Below are 20858 nucleotides of genomic sequence, written 5' to 3'. Positions count from 1 at the left end.
TTGATCAGTAATCCTGGCCTGCCGCGAGAGGGATATCGTCGGAAAGCACGACCTGGCGATACTCCCCCGGTGGCACTCCGGTCCATTTCTTGAATGCCCGATGAAACGTGCTGGGTTCGGAAAAACCCAGCTTTTCCGCGACTTCCGCCAGCGTCAGATTAGGACTGGTCAGGTAATTGATCGCTACATCTCGTCGCAAGCCGTCCTTGAGATCCTGGAAGCGTACCTGCTCCATCCTCAGCTTGCGGCGTAGGGTATAGGCGGGCATCCCCAGTGCATCTGCAACCTGTTCCAAGGGCACCGAGCCGTTCGCCAGGTGCTGTCTCAAATACCGTCGGACCCGTTCGATAATATGGGACCGATCCCGGTAACGAACCACCAGGTCACCCAGGGAGCGGCGCAGAAAACCGTGCAGACTGGTCTTGTCCTGCCTGAGAGCGCAGTCGAGCCACTTGGCGTCGAATGCGAACGCATTACCCTGCAGGCCAAAACTGACCGGGCCGTTGAAGAGCAGGCTGGCAACGGGCTCTGTGAAGCTGGCTTTGCCCCGCATCTGGATGCTGGTCAATGGCAAGCGTTCCTCCAGCAGCCAGCAAATCACACCGTAGCAGAAGAAAATAAACAGCCTCTCCGAGAAATCGGAGTTACGGGACAACGGCCGGTGGCTATGCACCCGAACCCAGGCCAGCCCGTCCTGGCACTGTAGTCTGACGGTAAAATCCTGAAGAACCAGATGATAGAAATGGCTTCCGGCACGCAGTGCGTCCCCCAGCGTACGGGCATGGACCATCAGTTCACAGCATTGGGCAAAGGTTCCGAACTGTACCGGGTGGGAGCAAAGACCCCAGTACTCGTCTCCCGTGCTTTTCTGGACAATTCTCAAAAGCCGCGCGAACTGATCCTGGGGTACCCGGGACAGCCGTGAATTAAGCAGGGTCGGAGAAATGCCCGCCCTGCGAAGTAACCCATCTACATCCCCGCCCTGCTCCCGGGCGCCGCCCAGTATGCTGTGGATATGAGCAACAGGAATGGTATTCCTTGGCGATTTCTGTTTCATAAGACGTCATTCTATTGTTGTTGTTCATCTCAGGAATGATCATCTTCAACAAAAGGTTTGCGGGTTGCCATCAAGCAATCGTTAAGGTCGCCTTTTAGAACGCTTAACCCCCGCTGCCCGCTCAGGCACCAGGCATCAGACCGTTTTTCGCGCAATAAGCTCCTTCATAATCTCGTTGGAGCCACCGTATATCTTGCTGACCCGGGCATTGGCATACATCTTTGCGATGGGGTACTCAAGGATATAACCGTACCCACCATGGAGTTGCAGACACTCGTCGATGACGTCGCAGTTCTGCTGAGAGGTCCACCACTTCGCCATGGCTGCCGTCGTCGTATCCAGGCTTCCTTCGAGCAGCCGCATCACACACTGGTCAACGAAAGTTGTGGCAACGGTGGCGATGGTCTGGCACTCGGCAAGCTTGAAACGGGTATTCTGCAACTCGCTCAGGTGCTGGCCGAACACTTCCCGCTGACGTACGTATTCCGCAGTGAGTTCAACGGCACGGTGCATACTTGACACCGCATTCACCGCAATGATCATCCGTTCCTGTGGCAACTGCTGCATCAGTTGCACGAAGCCGACACCTTCCTGGTCGCCCAGGAGGTTGCTGCAGGGAGCACGTACGTTATCGAAAAACAGCTCTACGGTATCCTGGGCTTTCAGACCAATCTTCTCCAGAAGCCGGCCCCTGCGGAAACCCTCCTGACCTTCGGTTTCCACCATGATCAGGGAGATCCCCTTGGCTCCAAGTTCAGGATTCGTCTTGGTGACGACACAGATCAGGTTGGCGTGGTAGCCGTTGGTAATAAAGGTTTTGGAGCCATTGATGACATAGTGGTCGCCCTCCCGCACTGCCCGCGTCTTCACGTTTTTCAGGTCCGAGCCAACCCCCGGCTCTGACATGGCGATTGCGGCAACCATTTCACCCGTTGCCATCCGGGGTAACCAGTGTTGCTTCTGTTCTTCGCTGCCATACGCCAGGATGTAGTGCGCAACAATGCCACTGTGGACTCCCACACCGAAATTGGCCTGTACCCGGGTCATCTCCATGTTGATAACAGCTTCGTGGGCGAAATTGCCACCGCCACCGCCGTACTGTTCGGGAATACTGGCACACAACAAGCCCATTTCTCCCGCCTTGAGCCAGGCTTCCCGATCGATATAGCCCTGCTTGCTCCAGCGTTCCTGATGGGGTAGAAACTCCCTCTCAAAAAACTTTCTGACGGCATCCCGGAAGATTTCCAGCTCTTCCGTCATCCAGGGTGTTTTGTAATTTTCCACAGTCAATCTCCAGATTATTGTTATGTTCTAACGTCCCTTCCCCAGCCTCTTCCAGGCAGAAAAAAGCTGACATTAAAGGCCAGATTACGTCCCCATAGTTACCTGACCAATGGCAAAATCAGATGCTTTGATTGGCAATAATTCGCGACTGTCGATCACAACCCGGAAATCCTCACATCCCGCGGCTCCATCGCGCTCTCGCCATATCTCACCGGCATGGCTCCGATAAAGATTAGGCTTTTCTCAGTTCCCCGCTAACTTGCTATGGTGGGCTCAGGCCCCTGTATGCGGCCTACTTTCAGAACAATAATTAGCAAGCTACTTGGAGGTGGCATTGTGGATAACACTCTTTCCGACGAGGATCTGAAATTCCGGGAGGAAGTCCGGAGCTTTTTCGCCCGGTCTGAACCAGACAAAGCCCAACAACTGATGGCTAATCCAGCCACCTACAAAGAAGGCGCCATTCAATGGCAGAAGCAGCTCTTCAAACAGAACTGGGCCGCGCCCTTCTGGCCCCTTGAACACGGTGGTGCAGGCTGGACCATCACCCAGGCCTACCTCTATGAAAGCGAGCGGGTTAAAGCCGACGCGCCGGATGTGCTTCCGTTCGGTCTGAAAATGGTCGGGCCAGTCATCTACACCTACGGCAGCGAAGCCCAGAAAGCACGGTTCCTGCCCGGCATCCTCAATGGTGACGACTGGTGGTGTCAGGGCTACTCGGAACCTGGAGCCGGTTCAGATCTCGCCTCCCTCAAAACCCGCGCGGTGCGTGAAGGGGACGACTATATCGTCAATGGTTCAAAGATCTGGACCACCTACGCGCAACACGCCGACTGGATTTTCTGTCTGGTTCGGACCGATGCCTCCGGCAAACCCCAGAACGGTATCAGTTTCCTGCTGATCGACATGAAGAGCCCGGGTATCACCGTGTCGCCCATTCACAGTATCAACGGGCTGCATTCTCTCAATGAAGTCCATTTCGACAACGTCCGAGTGCCCCGAGAAAACCTCATCGGCGAGGAGGGCCAGGGTTGGACCTACGCCAAATCGCTGCTGGCACACGAACGCACCGCCATCGCCAAAGTCGCCGACTCCAAGAAACGGCTCGACAAGCTCCGGGCACTGGCCGCCAGCGAGCTTCAGGGTGGCCGGCCGATGATCGAAGACGAGGCGTTTCGTTTGCGCTTCACCACTATCGAAATTGAGCTGATGGCACTCGAATACATGGAACTCAGGGTTCTGTCCGCATTGGCTGACAACCGCAGCCCCGGTGCGGAGTCGTCACTGCTCAAAATCAAGGGCACCGAGATTCAGCAAGCTCTTCATGAACTCGCCATTGAACTGGCAGGCGTCTATGGCGGCGTAACAGCCGGTGCTGGCGATACCGGCCACGATTTCGGCAACCAGGCAAGACAGGATTTCATGTATGGCCGCGCTGCAACCATCTATGGCGGCTCCAACGAAATCCAGAAAAACATCATCGCCAAACGCGTACTTGGCTTCTGACAACAACAAACAGCCTGATTATCAAGGAGGGAGTGGCTTGTGAACTTTTCCCTATCAGAAGAACAGCAGATGTTGAAAGACAGCGCTGCCCGTTTTATCCAGCAAGAATATTCATTCGAGCGTCGACAGGAGGATGTCAGCAACCCGGAAGGCTTTGACCCGGGTCTTTGGAAACAGCTTGCAGATCTCGGCTGGCTGGCAATTCCCTTCATGGAAGAGAACGGAGGCTTTGGCGGAGATGCCACAGACCTCATGCTGCTGATGGAACAATTGGGAGCAGGTCTTGTGCCCACCCCTTATCTCGCAACCATCTTGCTGTTCGGCAAACTGGTGGAGTCCGGCACCGACGGCGACCTCCGAGCCAGTCTGCTGAACAGGCTCATAGCCGGTGAGATGCAAGGAGCCGTTGCCTTCATGGAACGCCAGTCACGCTATGCACTGGCAGATACCACCGTTCAGGCCAAACGATCCTCAACGGGCTTTGAACTGAATGGGGAAAAGACCCTGGTTCTCAACGGACCAGTAGCCGACAAGTTCATCATTTCAGCCCGGACAGGGGGAGGCGCGCAGGATAAAACCGGCATTACCTTGTTTCTCGTCGACGCTGGAACAGAAGGTCTGGAGCTCAACGAGTTGCGTCTGATGGACGGCCAGTTGGTGGCAAACCTTACCCTGAGCCACGTACTTGTCCCGGCACAGCACCGGGTGGGCCAGGAAAACCGGGGGTTTGAACTTCTGGAACGGGTTATTAACGAGTCACTTCCAGCTGTATGTGCAGAAGCCCTGGGGCTTATGCACCACCTCACCGAGACAACCATTGAGTACACCAGGGCCCGAAAGCAATTTGGGGTGCCGATCGGCTCTTTTCAGGTGCTGCAGCATCGTATGGTCGATATGTTTACCGCATGTGAGGAGACTCGCTCCCTGCTTTACCGGACCGTGTGCTCAAGCGACAACCTGGCTTCTCCAGAGCATCGCAAAAACCTTCACGCCCTCAAGGTACTGACCGGGCTCAGGGGAAAACGGGTGGGCAACGAAGCTATTCAGCTTCATGGTGGTATGGGATTGACCGACGAACTGGATGTCGGCCACTACGTCAAACGGCTGATGGTGCTGAATTCCCTGTTCGGGGATGCTGACTACCACCAGCAGAAGCTGGCAGAGATTTCTCTGGGCATGTGAAGGGAAAAGGCAGGCTCACCGTTTCATGGGTGAGCCTGCGCTGGCGACCGGGTCGCTCAGTTCCCTCGATTCTGGGCGTTCCGAATCATCTGCTTGGCAATCACCAATTGCTGGATCTGCGAGGTTCCTTCATAGAGCCGGAACAGCCGGACATCCCTGAAGAATCGTTCAACGCAGTATTCGCTGATGTAGCCAGAACCACCGTGAATTTGCACCGCGCGATCAGCAACACGGCCGACCATTTCGGTACAGAACAGCTTACAGCTCGCCGCATTCATGGACACCGGTTCTCCTGCGTCAAACGACCTGGCCGCGGCTTCTACCATGGATTTGCCGGCAAAGTATTCGGTCTGACTGTCCGCCAGCATCGCCTGGACCAACTGGAAATTGGCAATTTCGGTTCCAAACTGTTTGCGCTCGGTGGCGTAGGACACGCTCTCATCAATGAGGCGCTTCGCGGTACCGACACTCAAGGCGCTGATATGCAGGCGCCCGCGATCAAGCACTTTCATTGCAGTTTTGAAGCCCTGCCCTTCCTTACCACCGATCAGGGCATCGGCAGGCACCCGCACATTTTCGAAAACCACGTCACAGGTGTGGGCGCCTTTCTGGCCCATTTTCTTGTCTGGCTTACCCAGGGAGATGCCAGGCAATTTTGCATCCACGAGGAACGCCGACACGCCTCGGCCACCCTCTTCCCGGGTACCGGTACGTGCCATCACGGTAAAGACCCCGGCCCGGGGGGCATTGGTAATGAACCGCTTACTGCCGTTGATCACGTAGAAATCACCGTCTCGGCGGGCAGAGGTTGTCACCGAACCAGCATCCGAACCGGCATCAGGCTCAGTCAGCGCAAAGGAGCCAATCAGTTCGCCGGTTGCCAGCTTGGGCAGGTACTTCGCCTTCTGTTCCGGCGTACCATCCATCACAATGCCCTGCGAACCAATACCCACGTTGGTACCAAACATGGAACGGAAGACCGGCGAGGTATAACCCATCTCCTGAATAATGGCGGCTTCTTCTGACATGCTCAGCCCCAGCCCACCGAACTCGGACGGAATGGAAATACCGAACAGTCCCATTTCCTTCATTTCATCGATAACGTCTTCCGGAATCCGGTCCTCTTCCGCCACCTGCATTTCCAGGGGCATCAGACGGTCACGTACGTAGCGACGAACACTGTCAACAAACTGGTTCAAGGTTTCCTGGTCAAGTGCCACGGACAGTTCTCCCTTCTAATTATTGAAATTACGCTTTCAGCGAGCGGTATTGCCAGACGCCATCCGGGCCGGTCACGCGCTCTACTTCCGCCAGATTCATGAGATAGTTGAGGCAAGCTAGGGTTTCACCGGTTGCCAGGCTGAAAATCAAAAGGTTGTCGTGACCGATATCGCGTCCAAACAGCACTTCGAACAGATCAACCACCCTTTTGGGTTCACGTTTAAGGGCCTGGCGCAACCTCGCCAGTGCCCGTTCCTGGTTGTCCGCCAGCTCGTCAATACGAGCATGCAGACCTTCGAAACACTGTTGATGGGCAGGCAACACCAGTACATCAGCAGGTATCTCACGTTTGAGTTTTTGCAGAGAACTGAGCCAATCCGCCATGGGGTTTGCCTCGGGTTCAGCATGCATGACCGAGATATTTGAAGAAATGCCCGGCAACACCTGATCACCGGAAATCAGCAACCGGCTTTCCTCACTGTATAGGCAGGCATGTTCCGGCGAATGTCCATTCCCGGTGACAACTCGAAAGCGATGCCCTCCCAAAACCAGCTCCTGGCCTTCTTCCAGCCGGCGATAGCTCTTGGGGAACCGGTAGATGCTTGCAGCCCGGTTCCGGAGATTATTGCCATAACCGTCTATCGCCTGTTCCGGCCAGCCGCTGGCACGCTGAAAATCACAATACGCCTGCACCTCGGACTCGTCTTCAGCCTGAGCGGCATGCAGCCGGCATGTCAGGTATTCCTGGCGGGTCATCCAGAATTCGCTCGCACCCTGTTCCATTAACCATCCGGCCATGCCAATGTGATCAATGTGCAAATGCGTTGCGATCACCCGCTTCAATGGCAGCCCGCCAAACTCGGCAAGGACAGAACGCCAGGCGTCTTCAGCCGCCGGGTTGTACATCCCGGAGTCAACAACGGTAAGACCGTCGTCATCACGAAAGAGCCAGACGTTTATATGGTTCAGCTTTCCCGGCAACGGGATACGGGACCAGAACAGGTTGGGAGCGACCTCAACCAGCCCGGCCGGCTCCGGGGACTGAACAACCCGATGAGCCTTTTCCGCAAGTTCAGACAAGACCAGCCTCCTCCGAGCGGGCATCCTCCTGAAGCTTACGCCACATGATTTTTCCGGTACCGGATTTGGGTAACTCGTCGAGAATCGAGACCTGAGTAGGCACTTTGTAGGCGGCCATGTGTTCCTTACACCAGGCGATGATGTCGTCTTCTGTGATATTCACCGGTGCGGTTTCTTTGAGAACCACCAGCGCCCTGGCAGTTTCGCCACGTTTCGGATCACTGACTCCGATGATGCAAGCCTCGTGGATATCCGGGTGCCCATACATGATGTTTTCCACCTCGGCAGGCCAGACTTTGAATCCCGAGGCGTTAATCATGCGCTTCAGACGATCGACCATGAAGAAATAGCCTTCTTCGTCCATGTACGCCAGATCACCCGTACGCAGGAAGCGCTTACCATCAATCTCCATGAAAGACGTGGCTGTCGCTTCCGGGTTTTCCCAGTATTCCAGCATAACCTGCGGACCATGCAGGATAATTTCTCCCGTCTCCCCCTGCGGCAGTTCCTTAAGAGTGCCCGGATCCACAATACGGGCATCAACTCCAAAACTGGCAATTCCCAGGCACTGGCGTTTGCCGCGCTCGATGGGATTACCAAGAATGAAGGCTGCGGTTTCGCTCAGCCCATAGGCCTCATTGAAGACAATATTGAACTCATCGTTGAGTTTCGCAGAGATGGCTTCAGGCATGGCAGCACCGCCGCCCATCAGTTTGCTGAGGCAGGAGATATCGTGATTCGCCAGATCAGGGTTGGAGAAGAAGTCGACAATCATCGACGGTGGCGCACTCCACAAACTGACGTGATAGCGTTCGATGAGTTTAAGCGCCACATCCCGGTCCCAGCGCTGCATCAGTACACAGGTAGCACCGTTGTAGATAGGCCCGTTCATGCCCCCTTGCATACCGAGGAAATGGAACAGTGGCGCGATCGCCAGCGCCGCAAACGCCGGGGAACCACCTCGCCACACCGCAGACCCGGCTACCGATGCCATCACCGTGCTGTGGGAATGTACGCAACCTTTCGGATACCCGGTCGTACCCGAGGTATATCCGATAACACTAAGATCGGTGTATTTCCCGGTGAAAGCCGACGGCTGGAGTTTCTGACCGAGGGCTTCCTGCCAGTCCACCACGCCATCACCCGCAACAAAAGTCCGGGCCTCTCGCAGAGCTGGCGGCAGGTTAAGATCGGTTTCTGCGACCACGTAGTCGGCATACGCAAACGTTATGATCCGGTCCAGTTCTCCCGAGCCCAGCAATGGCCGGGCATTCCCCAGCAACTCCTGAGACACCAGTGCCGTGCGGGCGCCACTGTTCGTAGCACAATAGCGAACTTCATCGGCCAGGTTCATGGGATTGACCGGTACCACGACGGCCTGGGCCCGCAGGATGGCGTAATATCCGATAATGAACTGAGGGCAGTTCTGAGCGTACAGGGCTACTCTGTCGCCGGGCTTAACACCACATTCCTGCTGCAGATAGCCAGCCATGGCCAGAACCTGGTCGAGCAGTTCGGAGTAACTGATCACGGAATCGTAGAACACAATGCCAGGCTTGTCGGGGTAGCGTGTGGCTGCCACTTCAAGGTTATAGAAGAGACTGGTTTTCGGTACATCCAGGGTTCGGGGTAAACCTTTGGGCCAATACAGCGTTTGTTCCACGTTCATTTCTCGCTCCCGGCTCGACGCCAACTTATTATTGGAAATGTGCGATAAATCCCGGGGTTCCGTATGGCTTGAGCTAACGGAAACCCATATTTTCCTATTGGGCTCTTTCCAGAATGGTTCTGGCCATGGCAATGACCGGCGCGTCCACCATCTGGCCATCCACTTTGAATGCCCCGTCATTTGACTCGGCAGCAGCCACCACCTTTTTCGCCCATTCCACCTGTTCAGGTTCCGGCGAAAACCCTGACTGCGCTGGTTCGACCTGCCTGGGATGGATACACAGCATGGCTCCGAATCCCATATTACGGGCACGCCGGGCCCGTGCATGAACGGCTTTTTCGTCATCAAACACCGGGAAAACCGTTTCGACAGGGGCCTGCAGGTTGGCCGCGCGGGAGCTCACCAATAGCTGGTAGCGACATTGGTCCAGAATGGTTTCTGCGCCTTCCGTGTTGCTTTCGATGCCGAGATTCTCGGACAAGTCCAGGCCACCGTAGCTCAGCCGTTCCACACCCTCACTCGCGGCGATGTCATTCAATGCCACCAGGCCTGCGGCAGACTCGATAAGGGGAATGACAGACTTCCCGGTCGCAGCGACCAACTGGATGTCGCTGGCAGACTCCGCTTTCGGCAAGACAATACCGGCTACTTTCCCATGGCGCCGGCAAACCGCGAGGTCAGCCTCAAACTCTTCAGTGCCCCGACCGTTTATACGAACGTAAATAGGCGCTCCCTGATGATCCGACAGAAAGCTGTCCAGTGCGTCTCTGGCAGAGTCCTTGGCGTCTGCAGGCACGGCATCCTCCAGATCAACAATGACCGCACCAGCCCCACTGGCCAGTGCTTTGGCAATACGTTCTGGTCTGGACGCGGGCACAAATAACAAGGTTTTCAGTTGGCTGCCTGTCATGACACTTTCCTGTTTTTATAGGTACCGGCGGCGATCATATGACGCCGTCGTTTTTCAATTGTTCAATGCCTTCGCGGCAGTAACCCAGTTCCGCCAGAATGGCACCGCTGTGTTGCCCCACCGCGGGAACTTCAGATACCGCTTCTGGAAACCAGAGCCCCGGACTTTTCAGGGCTGGGACCACGCCCGCCTGGGTTTTCACACTCAGCCATCGCTCACGCGCAGACAGTTGAGGATGTTGCCAGACCTGATCCATGGTATTGACCGAGGCATTGGCAATACCTGCGTTATCCAGCCGGCGCGAAACATCCTCCAGAGTCATTCCTGCAAATACCCGTTCGATCAGGGCTTTCAGTTCACCCCGGTTGTTCGAACGCAACGGGTTACTGGCAAAGCGTATGTCGTCCGTCAGGTCTGGACACTCAAGCACCTGTTCACAGAAAGCACGCCACTCACGTTCGTTCTGCAAACCGAGCATGACCGTACGCCCGTCGCCGACCGGGAACGGACCATAGGGGTATATTGTCGAGTGTGCCGCTCCTGCTCTTGGCGGTGGGGTCGCCCCTTCGAAGCTGTAGTACATCGGGTACCCCATCCACTCCACCAGGCTTTCCAGCATCGAGACGTCAATGTGACTGCCTTCGCCGGTTCGGCCCCGAAGCAACAAAGCAGACAGAATGGCATTCTGCGCATACATACCCGCCGCAATGTCCGCAACGGAACAGCCCGCCTTGGCCATACCATCCGATTCAGGGCTGCCGGTAACCGAAAGAAATCCACTCTCGCTCTGGATCATCAGGTCGTAGGCCTTCTTCTGCTCGTAGGGTCCACCCTGGCCGTAGCCCGAGATGTCGCAGACAATCAGCTTCGGGTATTGCTCATGCAGCTGCGCATAGGACACCCCCATACGCTCGCAGGCACCAGGAGCCAGGTTCTGCACAAAGACATCAGCTTCCGCCAGCAGACGATGCAGGACGCCCTGCCCGGCCTCGGACTTCAGGTTCAGGGTCAGGCTTTCCTTCGACCGGTTAACCCACACAAAGTGGGACGACAACCCGTGAACACGGTCGTCATAGGCCCGGGCAAAATCTCCATTTCCGGGGCGCTCGACCTTGATCACGCGGGCCCCCTGCTCAGCCAGATGGCGGGTACACAAAGGGGCCGCAATCGCCTGCTCCAGAGACACAATGGTCACCCCTTCCAATGGAAGGGGGATGTTATTTGAGGCAGTCACAAACACTCACCAGCAGTTAGGCCTGTCAGAACGACCGTGGCAGTTCCAACAGGTGCTCAGCCACGTAGGACAGGATCAGGTTGGTTGAGATGGGTGCGACCTGATACAGGCGGGTTTCCCGGAATTTCCGCTCGACGTCATACTCATTGGCGAATCCGAACCCACCGTGGGTCTGCAAGCAGACGTTGGCTGCTTCCCAGGAAGACTCCGCCGCCAGATACTTGGCCATATTGGCACTGGCACCGGAATTACGACCGCTGTCGTATTCCTCACAGGCTTTCCAGCGCATCAGATCCGCCGCTTCCACATTGATGTGGGCCTTGGCAATCGGGAACTGAATCCCCTGGTTCTTGCCGATAGGGCGGCCAAAAACTTCGCGATCAGTCGCGTATTTACGGGCCTTGTCGATAAACCAGCGACCATCGCCAATGCATTCAGCCGCGATCAGAGTACGCTCGGCATTCAGGCCATCAAGGATGTAGCGGAAGCCTTTGCCTTCCTCGCCGATCAGGTTTTCAGCCGGGATCTCAAGGTTGTCGAAGAACAGTTCGTTGGTTTCATGGTTCACCATGTTGGCAATAGGCTGAACGGTCAGGCCGTTACCGATGGCTTCATGCAGATCGACGATGAAGATCGACATACCTTCGGATTTGCGTTTGACCTCAGCCAGCGGTGTCGTCCGGGCCAGCAGGATCATCAGATCAGAATGCTGGATACGGGAGATCCAGACCTTCTGTCCATTCACCACATATTTGTCGCCCTGACGTACTGCCGTGGTCTTGATCTTGGTGGTGTCGGTACCGGTTGTCGGTTCGGTAACACCCATGGACTGCAAACGCAGCTCACCCGCGGCAATTCTCGGCAGATACTTCTGCTTCTGCTCCTCACTGCCGTTACGCAACAAGGTAAACATGTTGTACATCTGGCCATGCACGGTTCCGGAGTTGCCGCCGGCACGGTTCACCTCTTCCAGAATCACCGATGCTTCCGAAACACCCAGACCAGAACCACCGTATTCCTCAGGAATCATGGCCGACAGCCAGCCGGCGCGGGTCATCGCATCCACGAATTCTTCAGGGAATGCCTTGCGCTCATCCACACTGCGCCAGTAGGCCGCATCAAATTCCGCACAAAGGCCACGAACACCTTCCCGGATATCGTCATACTTATCATGGGATGGACTGGTCATTTTATTGTTTCTCCTCAAACACGAGTTCTGCTTCATGGGCCGGGCCATCGTCATTGGCAGCCCAGAGTTTTGCCTGGCCATCGCCATCAATCCGTCCTTCCACCCTGAAGGATTTATTGACAGTCAACGGACGTAAACCACGGTATGACAGGCGGACCGGTTTTAACCCCGGGTTGGCATCAACAAACGCCTGCACCATTAATGTAGCGATCAGAGGGCCATGCACGACCAGATCCGGATACCCCTCTACCTCAGTGGTATAGGGGTGATCATAGTGAATCCGATGACCATTGAAGGTCACCGCGGAATAGCGGAACAACAACAGCGGAGACGGTTCTACCGGCTGACTCCATTGTGCATCCTCAACTGGCTTGTCCAGCGACAGGCGGGGCTTTGCCGGGGCCTTGTAGACGATATCCTGCTCTTCACTCAGGCATAGTTCGCCATTCTGGCGATACTCATGCTCGACAGTAACGAACAACAACTTACCGGAGCGGCCGGTCTTTTCATTCACCGCCTTGATTCTGGATTGCCTCTGTGCAGAGTCACCAATGGTAAGAGGACGATGGAAATTAACCCGGCCCCCGGCCCACATCCGCGTGTTGCCCTCTGATTTTGGAAGAAATCCTCCCGGTGCAATATGGCCATCCGGGCCGGTCCCCTGCGGAGGAACCGGAATCTGGAAAAACGCCCAGTGCCAAAGCGCTGAAAGCTCATCCCCAGCCTGGGGGAAAGGTCTGTCCAACATGGCTGCAATACGGCCGGCATGGGAAGGATCAATCCTGTCCACGCAGGATTCCTGCTTGCCAATCCAGTCTTCGGGGGAGCTAGCCATTTCGCATCCTCTATCAATCTTTATTCTGAGTTTTGGATTTTCATTAGAATGCCGGTATACGATGAAAGAGAGAATTTGTTTTTCCACAAGGGTGCGTTTGGTTTCCATGAACACCCCGGTGGTTTAGACTGATCATCCCATTGTTAGCCTGCTGACTATCTGAACCATGCACTTTGACATCCCTGATCTCCGTCTGTTTATTCATGTAGCAGAGGCCAGCAGCCTCACTGGCGGCGCACGCCGTGCCAACCTGTCCACCGCGGCGGCCAGCATGCGAATCAAATCTCTTGAGGGACAGCTGGGTAGCCGGCTGTTTTACCGGGACAGCCAGGGCGTGGAGTTAACCCCTGCCGGGCATGACCTTCTCACCCATGCCCGCGCCATCATGCGCCAGGTGGAATACATAAAGGATGAGTTTTCCCAGTATGCGGAGGGCGAATCCGGCCACTTGCGGATTTTTGCCAATACCACCGCTGTCAGTGACTTCATGCCAGACGTTCTGGCACGCTTTCTGGTCAGTCGCCCCGGAGTCACCATCGACCTTCAGGAAAGACTCACCCACGATATCATTCGTGGAGTGATCGACGGCTCAACGGATCTCGGTGTGGTTGCCGGTCCGGTGAAGCCGAATAAAAAGCTGGAGGTCATTCCGTTCAGCGTAGACCGCCTGGTACTGGTGACGTCAAAAGACCACGAACTGGCAGAGCGTAAGAGCATTTCGTTCAAGGAAACCCTCAGCTACCCCCACATCGGATTACGGGAAGGCAGCACTCTGTTCAACTTCCTGAAAGATCAGGCCAGTGAAGCAGGCGTTGCGTTGCAGATGCGTATCCAGGTCTTTGGCTTCGAATCCGCATGCCGGATGGTCAGCCGGGGCGTCGGGATCGGTATCCTGCCTCGTTCCATCGCACACCGGTATGAAGAGTTCATGGACATTGCATCCATTGATCTTGAAGACACCTGGGCAGAGCGCGAACGTAGCCTGATCGTCAGAGAGTTCGATGCTCTTCCCAGGTGTGGCAAGGAGCTGGTAGAGGAGATCCGTTCCTGACCAGCTCCGGGAGATACCCTGAGGCTACCTGTCAGCGGGTAGCCTAAAGACCGGAACGCTTCAGAATCAGCATATCCGAAACGCCATCCTGAACCACTTCGTCGTGCTCATTGACCAGCTCAAGGCGTCGGTTAACGCGGCCAACCCGTGCACTTGTCCCCTCCTCAAAATCAAGGATGGTCAGTCGAAGCCTGAGCGTCATACCAACCAGTATCGGCTTGACGAACTTCCATTCACTCAGAGACATCATGGCAACCGCTGACTTATCAAAGATGCCCAGGGTGTGCATCATGCCGGTTGCAATGGCAATGCCGTAGGCACCATGAACCAGCCGCTCGCCGAATCGGGTCTTGCTGGCATATGACTGATCGCAGTGAATGGGATTCCAGTCTCCCGAAAGCATCGAGAAGAAGGTCATATCCGACTCGGTGACAGTACGCCCCGTACTCTCAAACACTTCGCCCTGCTTCAGGTCTTCAAAATAAAGGCTATGGTCCATATTAGTCTCCTGGAGCCCGGTACCATTGAAACATCAGCCACGCTCAAAAATGGCTGCCACACCCTGACCGCCACCCACACACATGGTTTCCAGGCCATAGCGACAGTCACGACGTTTCATCTCGTGCAGCAGGCTGGTCATGATGCGAACACCCGTCGCGCCGATGGGATGCCCCAGGGAGATGCCTGAGCCATTCACATTCAGAATGTCATGGTCATCCCAGCCCCACTCTTTCAGCACTGCCAGAACCTGACAGGCAAAGGCTTCGTTCACTTCAACCAGTCCCATATCGCCAAATCCCAGACCGGTCTTGCGGAAGAGCTTTTCGACGGCTGGCACCGGGCCGATTCCCATGATGCCCGGATGGCAACCCGCCGCTGACCATCCGGCCAGGAAGGCCATGGGTTCAAGGTTCAGGTCCGCCAAACGATCTTCTGCCACGATAAGGCAGGCCGCTGCCGCGTCACTCTGCTGACTGGCATTACCCGCGGTTACCGTTCCGTCTTTCATCAGCGGGCGAAGGTTGGCGAGCGAATCCATGGTGGTCCCCGGACGAATCCCCTCATCACGGGTAAACAGGAGCGGATCAGCTTTGCGTTGCGGAATGCTGAGTTCTACCACTTCTTCACTGAACCTTCCCTCATCCCAGGCGGCAGCTGCGCGCTGATGACTTCTGACCGCATAGGCATCCGCTTCTTCACGGGAGATGTTGTACTTAGTGGCAAGATTCTCAGCGGTTTCGATCATCCCGGAGATATAACCGAAGCGATCCTCCGGCTGAGAACGTTCACGGCCACGGTCAAGACGATCGTGCATGGTGAATGAGCCTGCCCGCTTGCCCCAGCGAACATCATTCGAGTAGTACTCAATATTACTCATGCTCTCGACACCACCAGCGACCACGACATCACAGGCACCGGATTCGATCATCATGGCGCCGTTAATGATGGCCTGAAGTCCGCCACCACAGCGGCGATCCAGCTGCATGCCCGGCACGTGCTCCGGAAGCCCCGCCTGCAATGCAGCCCACCGGCCGACACAGGGCACTTCGCTGTTGGCGTAGGACTGAGCAACGACCACATCCTCTATGACCTCCGGATCAATACCGGACCGAGTAACGGTCTCTTTAACAACTGTGCCAATCAGATCCTCCACCGAAACCGGGCGGAGAGTTTTTCCAAAAGCTCCAACACCGGTGCGGACGGGAGCCACAATAGCTGCGCGACGTTTTTGCATAACAGTTCCTCAATGACTCAGTTTGATAACAGCGCGTTGCTTCAGCTTTCCGCCAACCGCTCAGCGGCCATCTTTCGAAGTTGAACCCGCTGGACCTTGGTGCCATTGGCACTTTCGGTAACCGGGAAACGCTCGACCAGCCAGATACGGCGGGGCAGTTTGAATTTTGCGACCTCACTCTCCATCTGAGACAGAATGCCCGCTTCCGACAAAGAGACACCAGACTCCGGGATGACGAATGCGACACAGGCAGGCTCCCCGGCCAGGTCAACACCAATGACCTGAGCTTCAGCTACTCCGGGAAGCTCACACATGACATCTTCAATCTCCGCAGGATTGACCAGGAAACCCGCCAGACGGATCGCATCGCCCTGGCGACTCTGATAGACAAAGCCTCCATCTTCGCGGAGGTAACCGATGTCACCGGTTTTGAAGAACCCTTCCTGATCCACTGCCTCAGCCGTGGCTTCGGGCGCATTCAAATAGCCCAGGAAGTTCGTTGGCGCGGCGATTTCGATAACACCGCTTTCGCCAAAGCCACAAAGTTCACCACTGTCCACATCGCGAATCCGGACCCTCGCAGCAGGCGATGTCGGGTAACCTCCTCCGAGTACCCGTGAGCCGGGGTCCTTCTCAGCGGATTGCAGAGAGAACAGTGCCTGGACCTCACTGGAACCATACAGCCCAACCAGAGGCAGCTGCCGACTCTCGGCTTCCTTCACCAACTGTTCAGGGCTGGCATTGAATGAGGCGAAACCGCAGCAGCGAAGCGACGAAAACGCCGCCGGGGCGCTATCGACTTCCAGCATGCGATGAAACATTTCATCACTGCCGAAGCAGTGGGTGACGCCATAACGCTCAATAAGATTGACCGCTTCCGTTCCGTCAAAGGCGTCCATAACGACCACCGTTGTGCCCGCCGACAGGGCGGCCAACACCGGGACCAGTCCGAATACACCACAAAACGGAAGCGCGGCCAGAACCGACGCGCCGGCTTGCTCCAGCCCATAGGCGGCAGCAACATTCTGACCGTGAAGACTCAGGGTTTTCTGGGAATGCATGACCAACTTCGGCAGCTTGGTGGTGCCGGATGTGGTGAACAACATGGCCAGCTCGTCTGGTTTTGCCGCAGACACAACCGCTGCAGACACCGTATCGGGCCACTGCATGGGGATCACAGGTTTGCCGAGCAGGTTTGCAGGGATATCACCTGCATCAGCAACCACAATGGTTTCAAGTGCCGGGACGGTTTCCGCATCTACTTCTGCCAGCAACGCCAGAAAGTCGATCTTGCGAAATCGTGACTGGAGCACCAGCATTTTCGCCCCAGAGCCAGAAAGAATGTGCTGGAGTTCTGCGGACCGGTATCGGGTGTTCACCGCGACCACAGCTGCACCAAGGCGACAGGCACCAAACAGCAGGGCCAGCCACTCCACCCGATTCACCATCCATACAGCCACACGGTCTCCCGCCCCGATTCCGCGGCTGGCCAACCACGACGCTGCAAGGTCAGCCAGCACGTTCAACTCTTTGTAACTGACACGCTGCCCGTTTTCGATCACGGCACAGGCATCACCTGCCCGCTGGGCGCGATCCGCCAGGAGGCCTGAGAGTGTGCAGATTTGCGACATCAATACAGCTCCATCAGTTTGCTGTTGTCATCCAGATCCGAAGGCAGACCTTCCCAGGTCATTTCCCCGGACTTCATGACCACAACGCGGTCCGACACCTTCAGCGCTTCCCGGACATTTTGCTCCACCAGCAATATCGACATTCCGGTGCTCTGCTGGAGCTCCCGGATGGGCCCCAGCAGGTCCTGGAATAGCTTCGGAGCCAGGCCTATGGAAGGCTCGTCCATCAACAGGCAGCGAGGCTTGCTCAGCAAGGCCCGGCCAATGGAGACCATCTGTTGCTGGCCACCGGAAAGATTACCGGCACGACGATCATAGAACTGTTTCATGACCGGCAGCACCGACATCACCCAGTCCACCCGGTCGGCACGCTCTGCCTCAGGCACACCAGCGGCCCACATCCCGAGTTTCATGGTCTCTGCCACCGTCATCCCCGGGAATACGCCGCGTCCTTCCGGTACCAGAGACAACCCATTGGCCGTCATCCCTCTGGGGTCCGGTGTCACGGCTTCTCCATTCAGGAGGATCGCCCCGGATTCAGGCGCAACCAGGCCAAACAGGGATTTCAGGAGTGTGGACTTCCCTGCGCCGTTGTGACCAATCAGGCAAAGCACTTCATTGGCGTTCAGGGACAGGTCAATATTGTTCAGAACCGGACGCCCGCCATAGCCGACAACAAGGTCCCTTACACTCAGTACAGCATCAGACATGGCTATCGCTCCCCAAAATAAATGGCGGCAAGTTCCGGATTATTGAGAATTTCGTCTGGCAGGCCGTCCGCCAACAAACGCCCCTGATCAAGGAAGGCAATGCGATCAGAGATGTTCACAACAATGTCCAGGTTGTGCTCGATGATGCACACCGTTATGCCATTCGCGACTTCGCTGCGAAGAAGCTCGAGGAACAAACCATAGGAGTTGGGATCAAGCCCTGACGCAGGCTCATCAAGCAGCCATAACCGGGAATCTGTCGCCATGATTCTGGCCATGCAGAGAAACTTCCGCTCTGCGTAGGCGAGATCAATAGCCCGTACCCGAGCCTTATCTTTCAGCCCCGTTCGTTCGAGAATTGATGCAACCCGCTCCTGACGCGCCGTCTTGGCTGACATACCTCCGGACTGCCACAACCAGCCACCCTGTTCCATCACGGTCAGAATGTTTTCTTCAACCGTCATATGGGTAAACAGACGAAGATCCTGAAATGTTCTCGCAATACCTTGCCGCGCAATCTTCCACGGCGGCTTGCCCAGGAGGCTGTCGCCGAGCCACTCAACTTCACCCGCGGTGGGCTTCAGGTGGCCGGTGATCATATTGAACAAGGTTGTCTTACCGGCACCATTGGGGCCTACCAGCGTTGTGACGATGCCCGCCCGCAAATCCATTGATACATCCTGGATAGCCTTGAGACCGCCAAAATCCATCTGCAGGTTACGTACTTTCAGCAGGGTTTCCTGTTCCGTCACCGGCTGGGCCGCCGTCGTGTCATACGCTGTGTTCTGCATATTCATGCGGCCTCTCCCCGTGTTTTAGGACTGACAATTCCACCCGGGCGATAGATCATCAGCAACACCATGGCGGAGCCGTAAATGATTTGCTGAATCGAACCTATTTCCGTCTGGGGCAGGAAAGACAGGTAGCTCAAAGCACCCGGCAGAAGCATCAGCAGAGCGGCTCCGACGATCGGCCCCAGAATGGTTCCGGTACCACCGATAATGACCATCGCCATGACCAGTACCGAGGTCGCCAGCATGAAGCTCTCAACGTTAATGAAAGCCATGTAGAACGCATAGAGGCCGCCTGCCAGAGCCGTCAATGAAGAAGACAACACCACCGACAAAGTCTTGATGACCGTGATGTTCTTTCCTGCCGCCAAGGCAGCGGATTCACTGTCACGGATGGACTTGAGGCTGCGCCCGAAGCTGGTGTGCACAAGTCGTTGAATGATGGCAATAACCAGTGCCAGACATACCAGTGTCAGGATCAGGAAGTGCCACGGTTTCACAAGGGCAAACCCGAAGATTTCCACAGGTGGAATGCCGATCACACCACCAATGCCCCCGGTAAATCCTTTCCATTCGGAAAACAGCGTTACGGCAAGCATCTGTAGCCCAAGGGAGGCCGCCACAAAGTACTCCCCCCGCACCCTCAGGGCGGGGAGAGCCAGCGCCAGGGAGGTGAGCGCCGCCAACACCATCGCGATGGGGATCGCCACAAAGAACGACGGAGTCAGGTTCATTGCAACAAAGGCCGACGTATAGGCACCGATGCCGAAGAAAACGGCGTGGGCCAGGGAAAAGATCCCGGCATAGCCAATAATAAAGTTCAGTGTGGTGGACAGAATCGCGTAGATCGAAATCAGGACCACCAGGTTCAGTATGTATGCTGTCATGACAATTCCTCAGGACACGGCGGCCCGGCCGAAGAAACCGGACGGTCTGAAAATGATGAAGAAGAACAGAACCGCAAACGTAAGTGCCTCACTCCATTGGGTTCCCACCTGCCAGAGTGCGACGTTCTCCACCATACCGATCAGCAGGCCCGCAAAAGCCGCTCCACGAATACTGCCGATCCCCCCCACAATGGTCGCCGCCAGGCTGATCAGCATGACGTGGTGACCCACTGCAGGGTTCAGGCCTGAACTTGAGGCGGTAAAAATAGCCGCAGGCACAACCAACACCGATCCCAGTGCGAAGGCATAGGCTGACAGGCGGCGGGGGCTTAAACCAAAGGTCTTCACCAGTTCGGTATTCTCACTCAGTGCTCGCAGAGCCATACCCGCGTGGGTATGCATCAGGAACATGTGGACAGCCACAAAACACACCAGCGAGGTAAGAACAGCCAGCCCAACCAGCGGCGAAACGTATAGGTCCGGCAGCAATTCGACGCTTCGGCTCAGCGATGTGGATACCGAAATAAAGCTACGACCGAACACCATGCCGATCACATTCTCCACCACAATCCCGATGCCGAACGAGGCAACAAACACCGTGAAGAATGAACCCTCATGGCGCTGGATTGGCGCATACATGAAACGGTCCAGAAGGATGCCGAACAGCACAGCTCCACCAGCCGCCATGGCGACCCCAAGCGTCCAGTGCAACCCCAGGTTCGTCAGCGCGTAATGGAACAGATAGGCCGCAATGGTGAAGGTAGCACCATGGGCAAAATGGAAGATCTTGGTGGAACCGAAGATCAGCGAGAAGCCTGCAGCAGTAAGGGCATAAATTGCCCCTACCTGCAGACCATTCAGGATCAGCTGAAGTAACAGCATATCA

Annotated in this window: 19 protein-coding genes; 3 read left to right on the top strand and 16 right to left on the bottom strand. The window is 56.1% G+C overall.

Going from position 1 to position 20858, the window contains the following annotated elements; all coding sequences use genetic code 11:
• Nucleotides 1–4 precede the first annotated feature (4 nt).
• Entirely contained in the window at nt 5–1057 is a 1053-nt protein-coding gene (locus FWJ25_RS14180; protein ID WP_149600920.1) for an AraC family transcriptional regulator, read from the bottom strand.
• Between the two features lie 135 nt (nt 1058–1192).
• The gene (locus tag FWJ25_RS14175) at nt 1193–2317 is read right to left on the bottom strand and encodes an acyl-CoA dehydrogenase family protein (RefSeq protein WP_149601027.1); all 1125 of its coding nucleotides are present in this window, start codon (nt 2315–2317) and stop codon (nt 1193–1195) included.
• Between the two features lie 360 nt (nt 2318–2677).
• On the opposite strand from FWJ25_RS14175, the gene FWJ25_RS14170 reads away from it, so the two are divergent.
• Nucleotides 2678–3847 (top strand): acyl-CoA dehydrogenase family protein, encoded by a 1170-nt coding sequence (locus FWJ25_RS14170; protein ID WP_149600919.1) that lies wholly within the window; start codon nt 2678–2680, stop codon nt 3845–3847.
• Nucleotides 3848–3886: 39 nt separating this feature from the next.
• A complete protein-coding gene (locus FWJ25_RS14165; RefSeq protein ID WP_149600918.1) occupies nt 3887–5029 on the top strand; it encodes an acyl-CoA dehydrogenase family protein in 1143 nt (380 codons plus the stop codon).
• Nucleotides 5030–5085: 56 nt separating this feature from the next.
• Here the strand turns inward: FWJ25_RS14165 and FWJ25_RS14160 are convergent, their stop codons facing one another.
• The 7 genes from FWJ25_RS14160 to FWJ25_RS14130 form a co-directional block, all read right to left on the bottom strand.
• Complete coding sequence (locus FWJ25_RS14160; protein ID WP_149600917.1) at nt 5086–6249, bottom strand: acyl-CoA dehydrogenase family protein; 1164 nt, start codon at nt 6247–6249, stop codon at nt 5086–5088.
• Nucleotides 6250–6277: 28 nt separating this feature from the next.
• Nucleotides 6278–7330, bottom strand: coding sequence for an MBL fold metallo-hydrolase (locus FWJ25_RS14155; RefSeq protein ID WP_188093638.1), 1053 nt, complete (start codon nt 7328–7330; stop codon nt 6278–6280).
• Nucleotides 7323–8999, bottom strand: coding sequence for a long-chain fatty acid--CoA ligase (locus FWJ25_RS14150; protein WP_149600915.1), 1677 nt, complete (start codon nt 8997–8999; stop codon nt 7323–7325). Before FWJ25_RS14150 ends, FWJ25_RS14155 begins: the two co-directional genes overlap by 8 nt.
• A 94-nt stretch (nt 9000–9093) precedes the next feature.
• A complete protein-coding gene (locus tag FWJ25_RS14145) occupies nt 9094–9909 on the bottom strand; it encodes an HpcH/HpaI aldolase/citrate lyase family protein (RefSeq protein WP_149600914.1) in 816 nt (271 codons plus the stop codon).
• 34 nt (nt 9910–9943) lie between these two features.
• Nucleotides 9944–11143: a CaiB/BaiF CoA transferase family protein gene (locus tag FWJ25_RS14140; protein ID WP_149600913.1), complete on the bottom strand. Its 1200-nt coding sequence runs from the start codon at nt 11141–11143 to the stop codon at nt 9944–9946.
• Between the two features lie 25 nt (nt 11144–11168).
• The gene (locus tag FWJ25_RS14135; protein ID WP_149600912.1) at nt 11169–12332 is read right to left on the bottom strand and encodes an acyl-CoA dehydrogenase family protein; all 1164 of its coding nucleotides are present in this window, start codon (nt 12330–12332) and stop codon (nt 11169–11171) included.
• Between the two features lies 1 nt (nt 12333).
• Nucleotides 12334–13167, bottom strand: coding sequence for an HTD2 family dehydratase (locus tag FWJ25_RS14130; protein ID WP_149600911.1), 834 nt, complete (start codon nt 13165–13167; stop codon nt 12334–12336).
• Nucleotides 13168–13333: 166 nt separating this feature from the next.
• Here FWJ25_RS14130 and FWJ25_RS14125 point away from each other — a divergent pair, with 166 nt between their 5' ends.
• Nucleotides 13334–14218: a LysR family transcriptional regulator gene (locus tag FWJ25_RS14125; protein ID WP_149600910.1), complete on the top strand. Its 885-nt coding sequence runs from the start codon at nt 13334–13336 to the stop codon at nt 14216–14218.
• A gap of 43 nt (nt 14219–14261) precedes the next feature.
• Here the strand turns inward: FWJ25_RS14125 and FWJ25_RS14120 are convergent, their stop codons facing one another.
• The 7 genes from FWJ25_RS14120 to FWJ25_RS14090 are packed head-to-tail and all read right to left on the bottom strand — an operon-like array spanning nt 14262 to nt 20854.
• On the bottom strand, nt 14262–14717 hold the full coding sequence (locus FWJ25_RS14120) for a MaoC/PaaZ C-terminal domain-containing protein (protein ID WP_149600909.1): 456 nt from the start codon (nt 14715–14717) through the stop codon (nt 14262–14264).
• A 33-nt stretch (nt 14718–14750) separates the two neighbouring features.
• Nucleotides 14751–15953 carry an acetyl-CoA C-acetyltransferase gene (locus FWJ25_RS14115; RefSeq protein ID WP_149600908.1) on the bottom strand — a complete coding sequence of 401 codons (1203 nt, stop codon included), beginning with the start codon at nt 15951–15953 and terminating at the stop codon, nt 14751–14753.
• Nucleotides 15954–15994: 41 nt separating this feature from the next.
• Complete coding sequence (locus FWJ25_RS14110; RefSeq protein WP_149600907.1) at nt 15995–17584, bottom strand: AMP-binding protein; 1590 nt, start codon at nt 17582–17584, stop codon at nt 15995–15997.
• Nucleotides 17584–18294 (bottom strand): ABC transporter ATP-binding protein, encoded by a 711-nt coding sequence (locus tag FWJ25_RS14105; protein WP_149600906.1) that lies wholly within the window; start codon nt 18292–18294, stop codon nt 17584–17586. The genes FWJ25_RS14110 and FWJ25_RS14105 overlap by 1 nt, the downstream gene beginning before the upstream one ends.
• A 2-nt stretch (nt 18295–18296) precedes the next feature.
• Nucleotides 18297–19091: an ABC transporter ATP-binding protein gene (locus FWJ25_RS14100; protein WP_149600905.1), complete on the bottom strand. Its 795-nt coding sequence runs from the start codon at nt 19089–19091 to the stop codon at nt 18297–18299.
• Complete coding sequence (locus tag FWJ25_RS14095) at nt 19088–19972, bottom strand: branched-chain amino acid ABC transporter permease (RefSeq protein ID WP_149600904.1); 885 nt, start codon at nt 19970–19972, stop codon at nt 19088–19090. The genes FWJ25_RS14100 and FWJ25_RS14095 overlap by 4 nt, the downstream gene beginning before the upstream one ends.
• Before the next feature lie 9 nt (nt 19973–19981).
• Entirely contained in the window at nt 19982–20854 is an 873-nt protein-coding gene (locus FWJ25_RS14090) for a branched-chain amino acid ABC transporter permease (protein WP_149600903.1), read from the bottom strand.
• Between the last annotated feature and the right edge of the window lie 4 nt (nt 20855–20858).

The sequence above is a fragment of the Marinobacter salinexigens genome, from assembly GCF_008370345.1.
In the GTDB taxonomy this organism is placed as follows: Bacteria; Pseudomonadota; Gammaproteobacteria; order Pseudomonadales; family Oleiphilaceae; genus Marinobacter; species Marinobacter salinexigens.
This window is presented reverse-complemented; position numbering and strand designations above follow the sequence as displayed.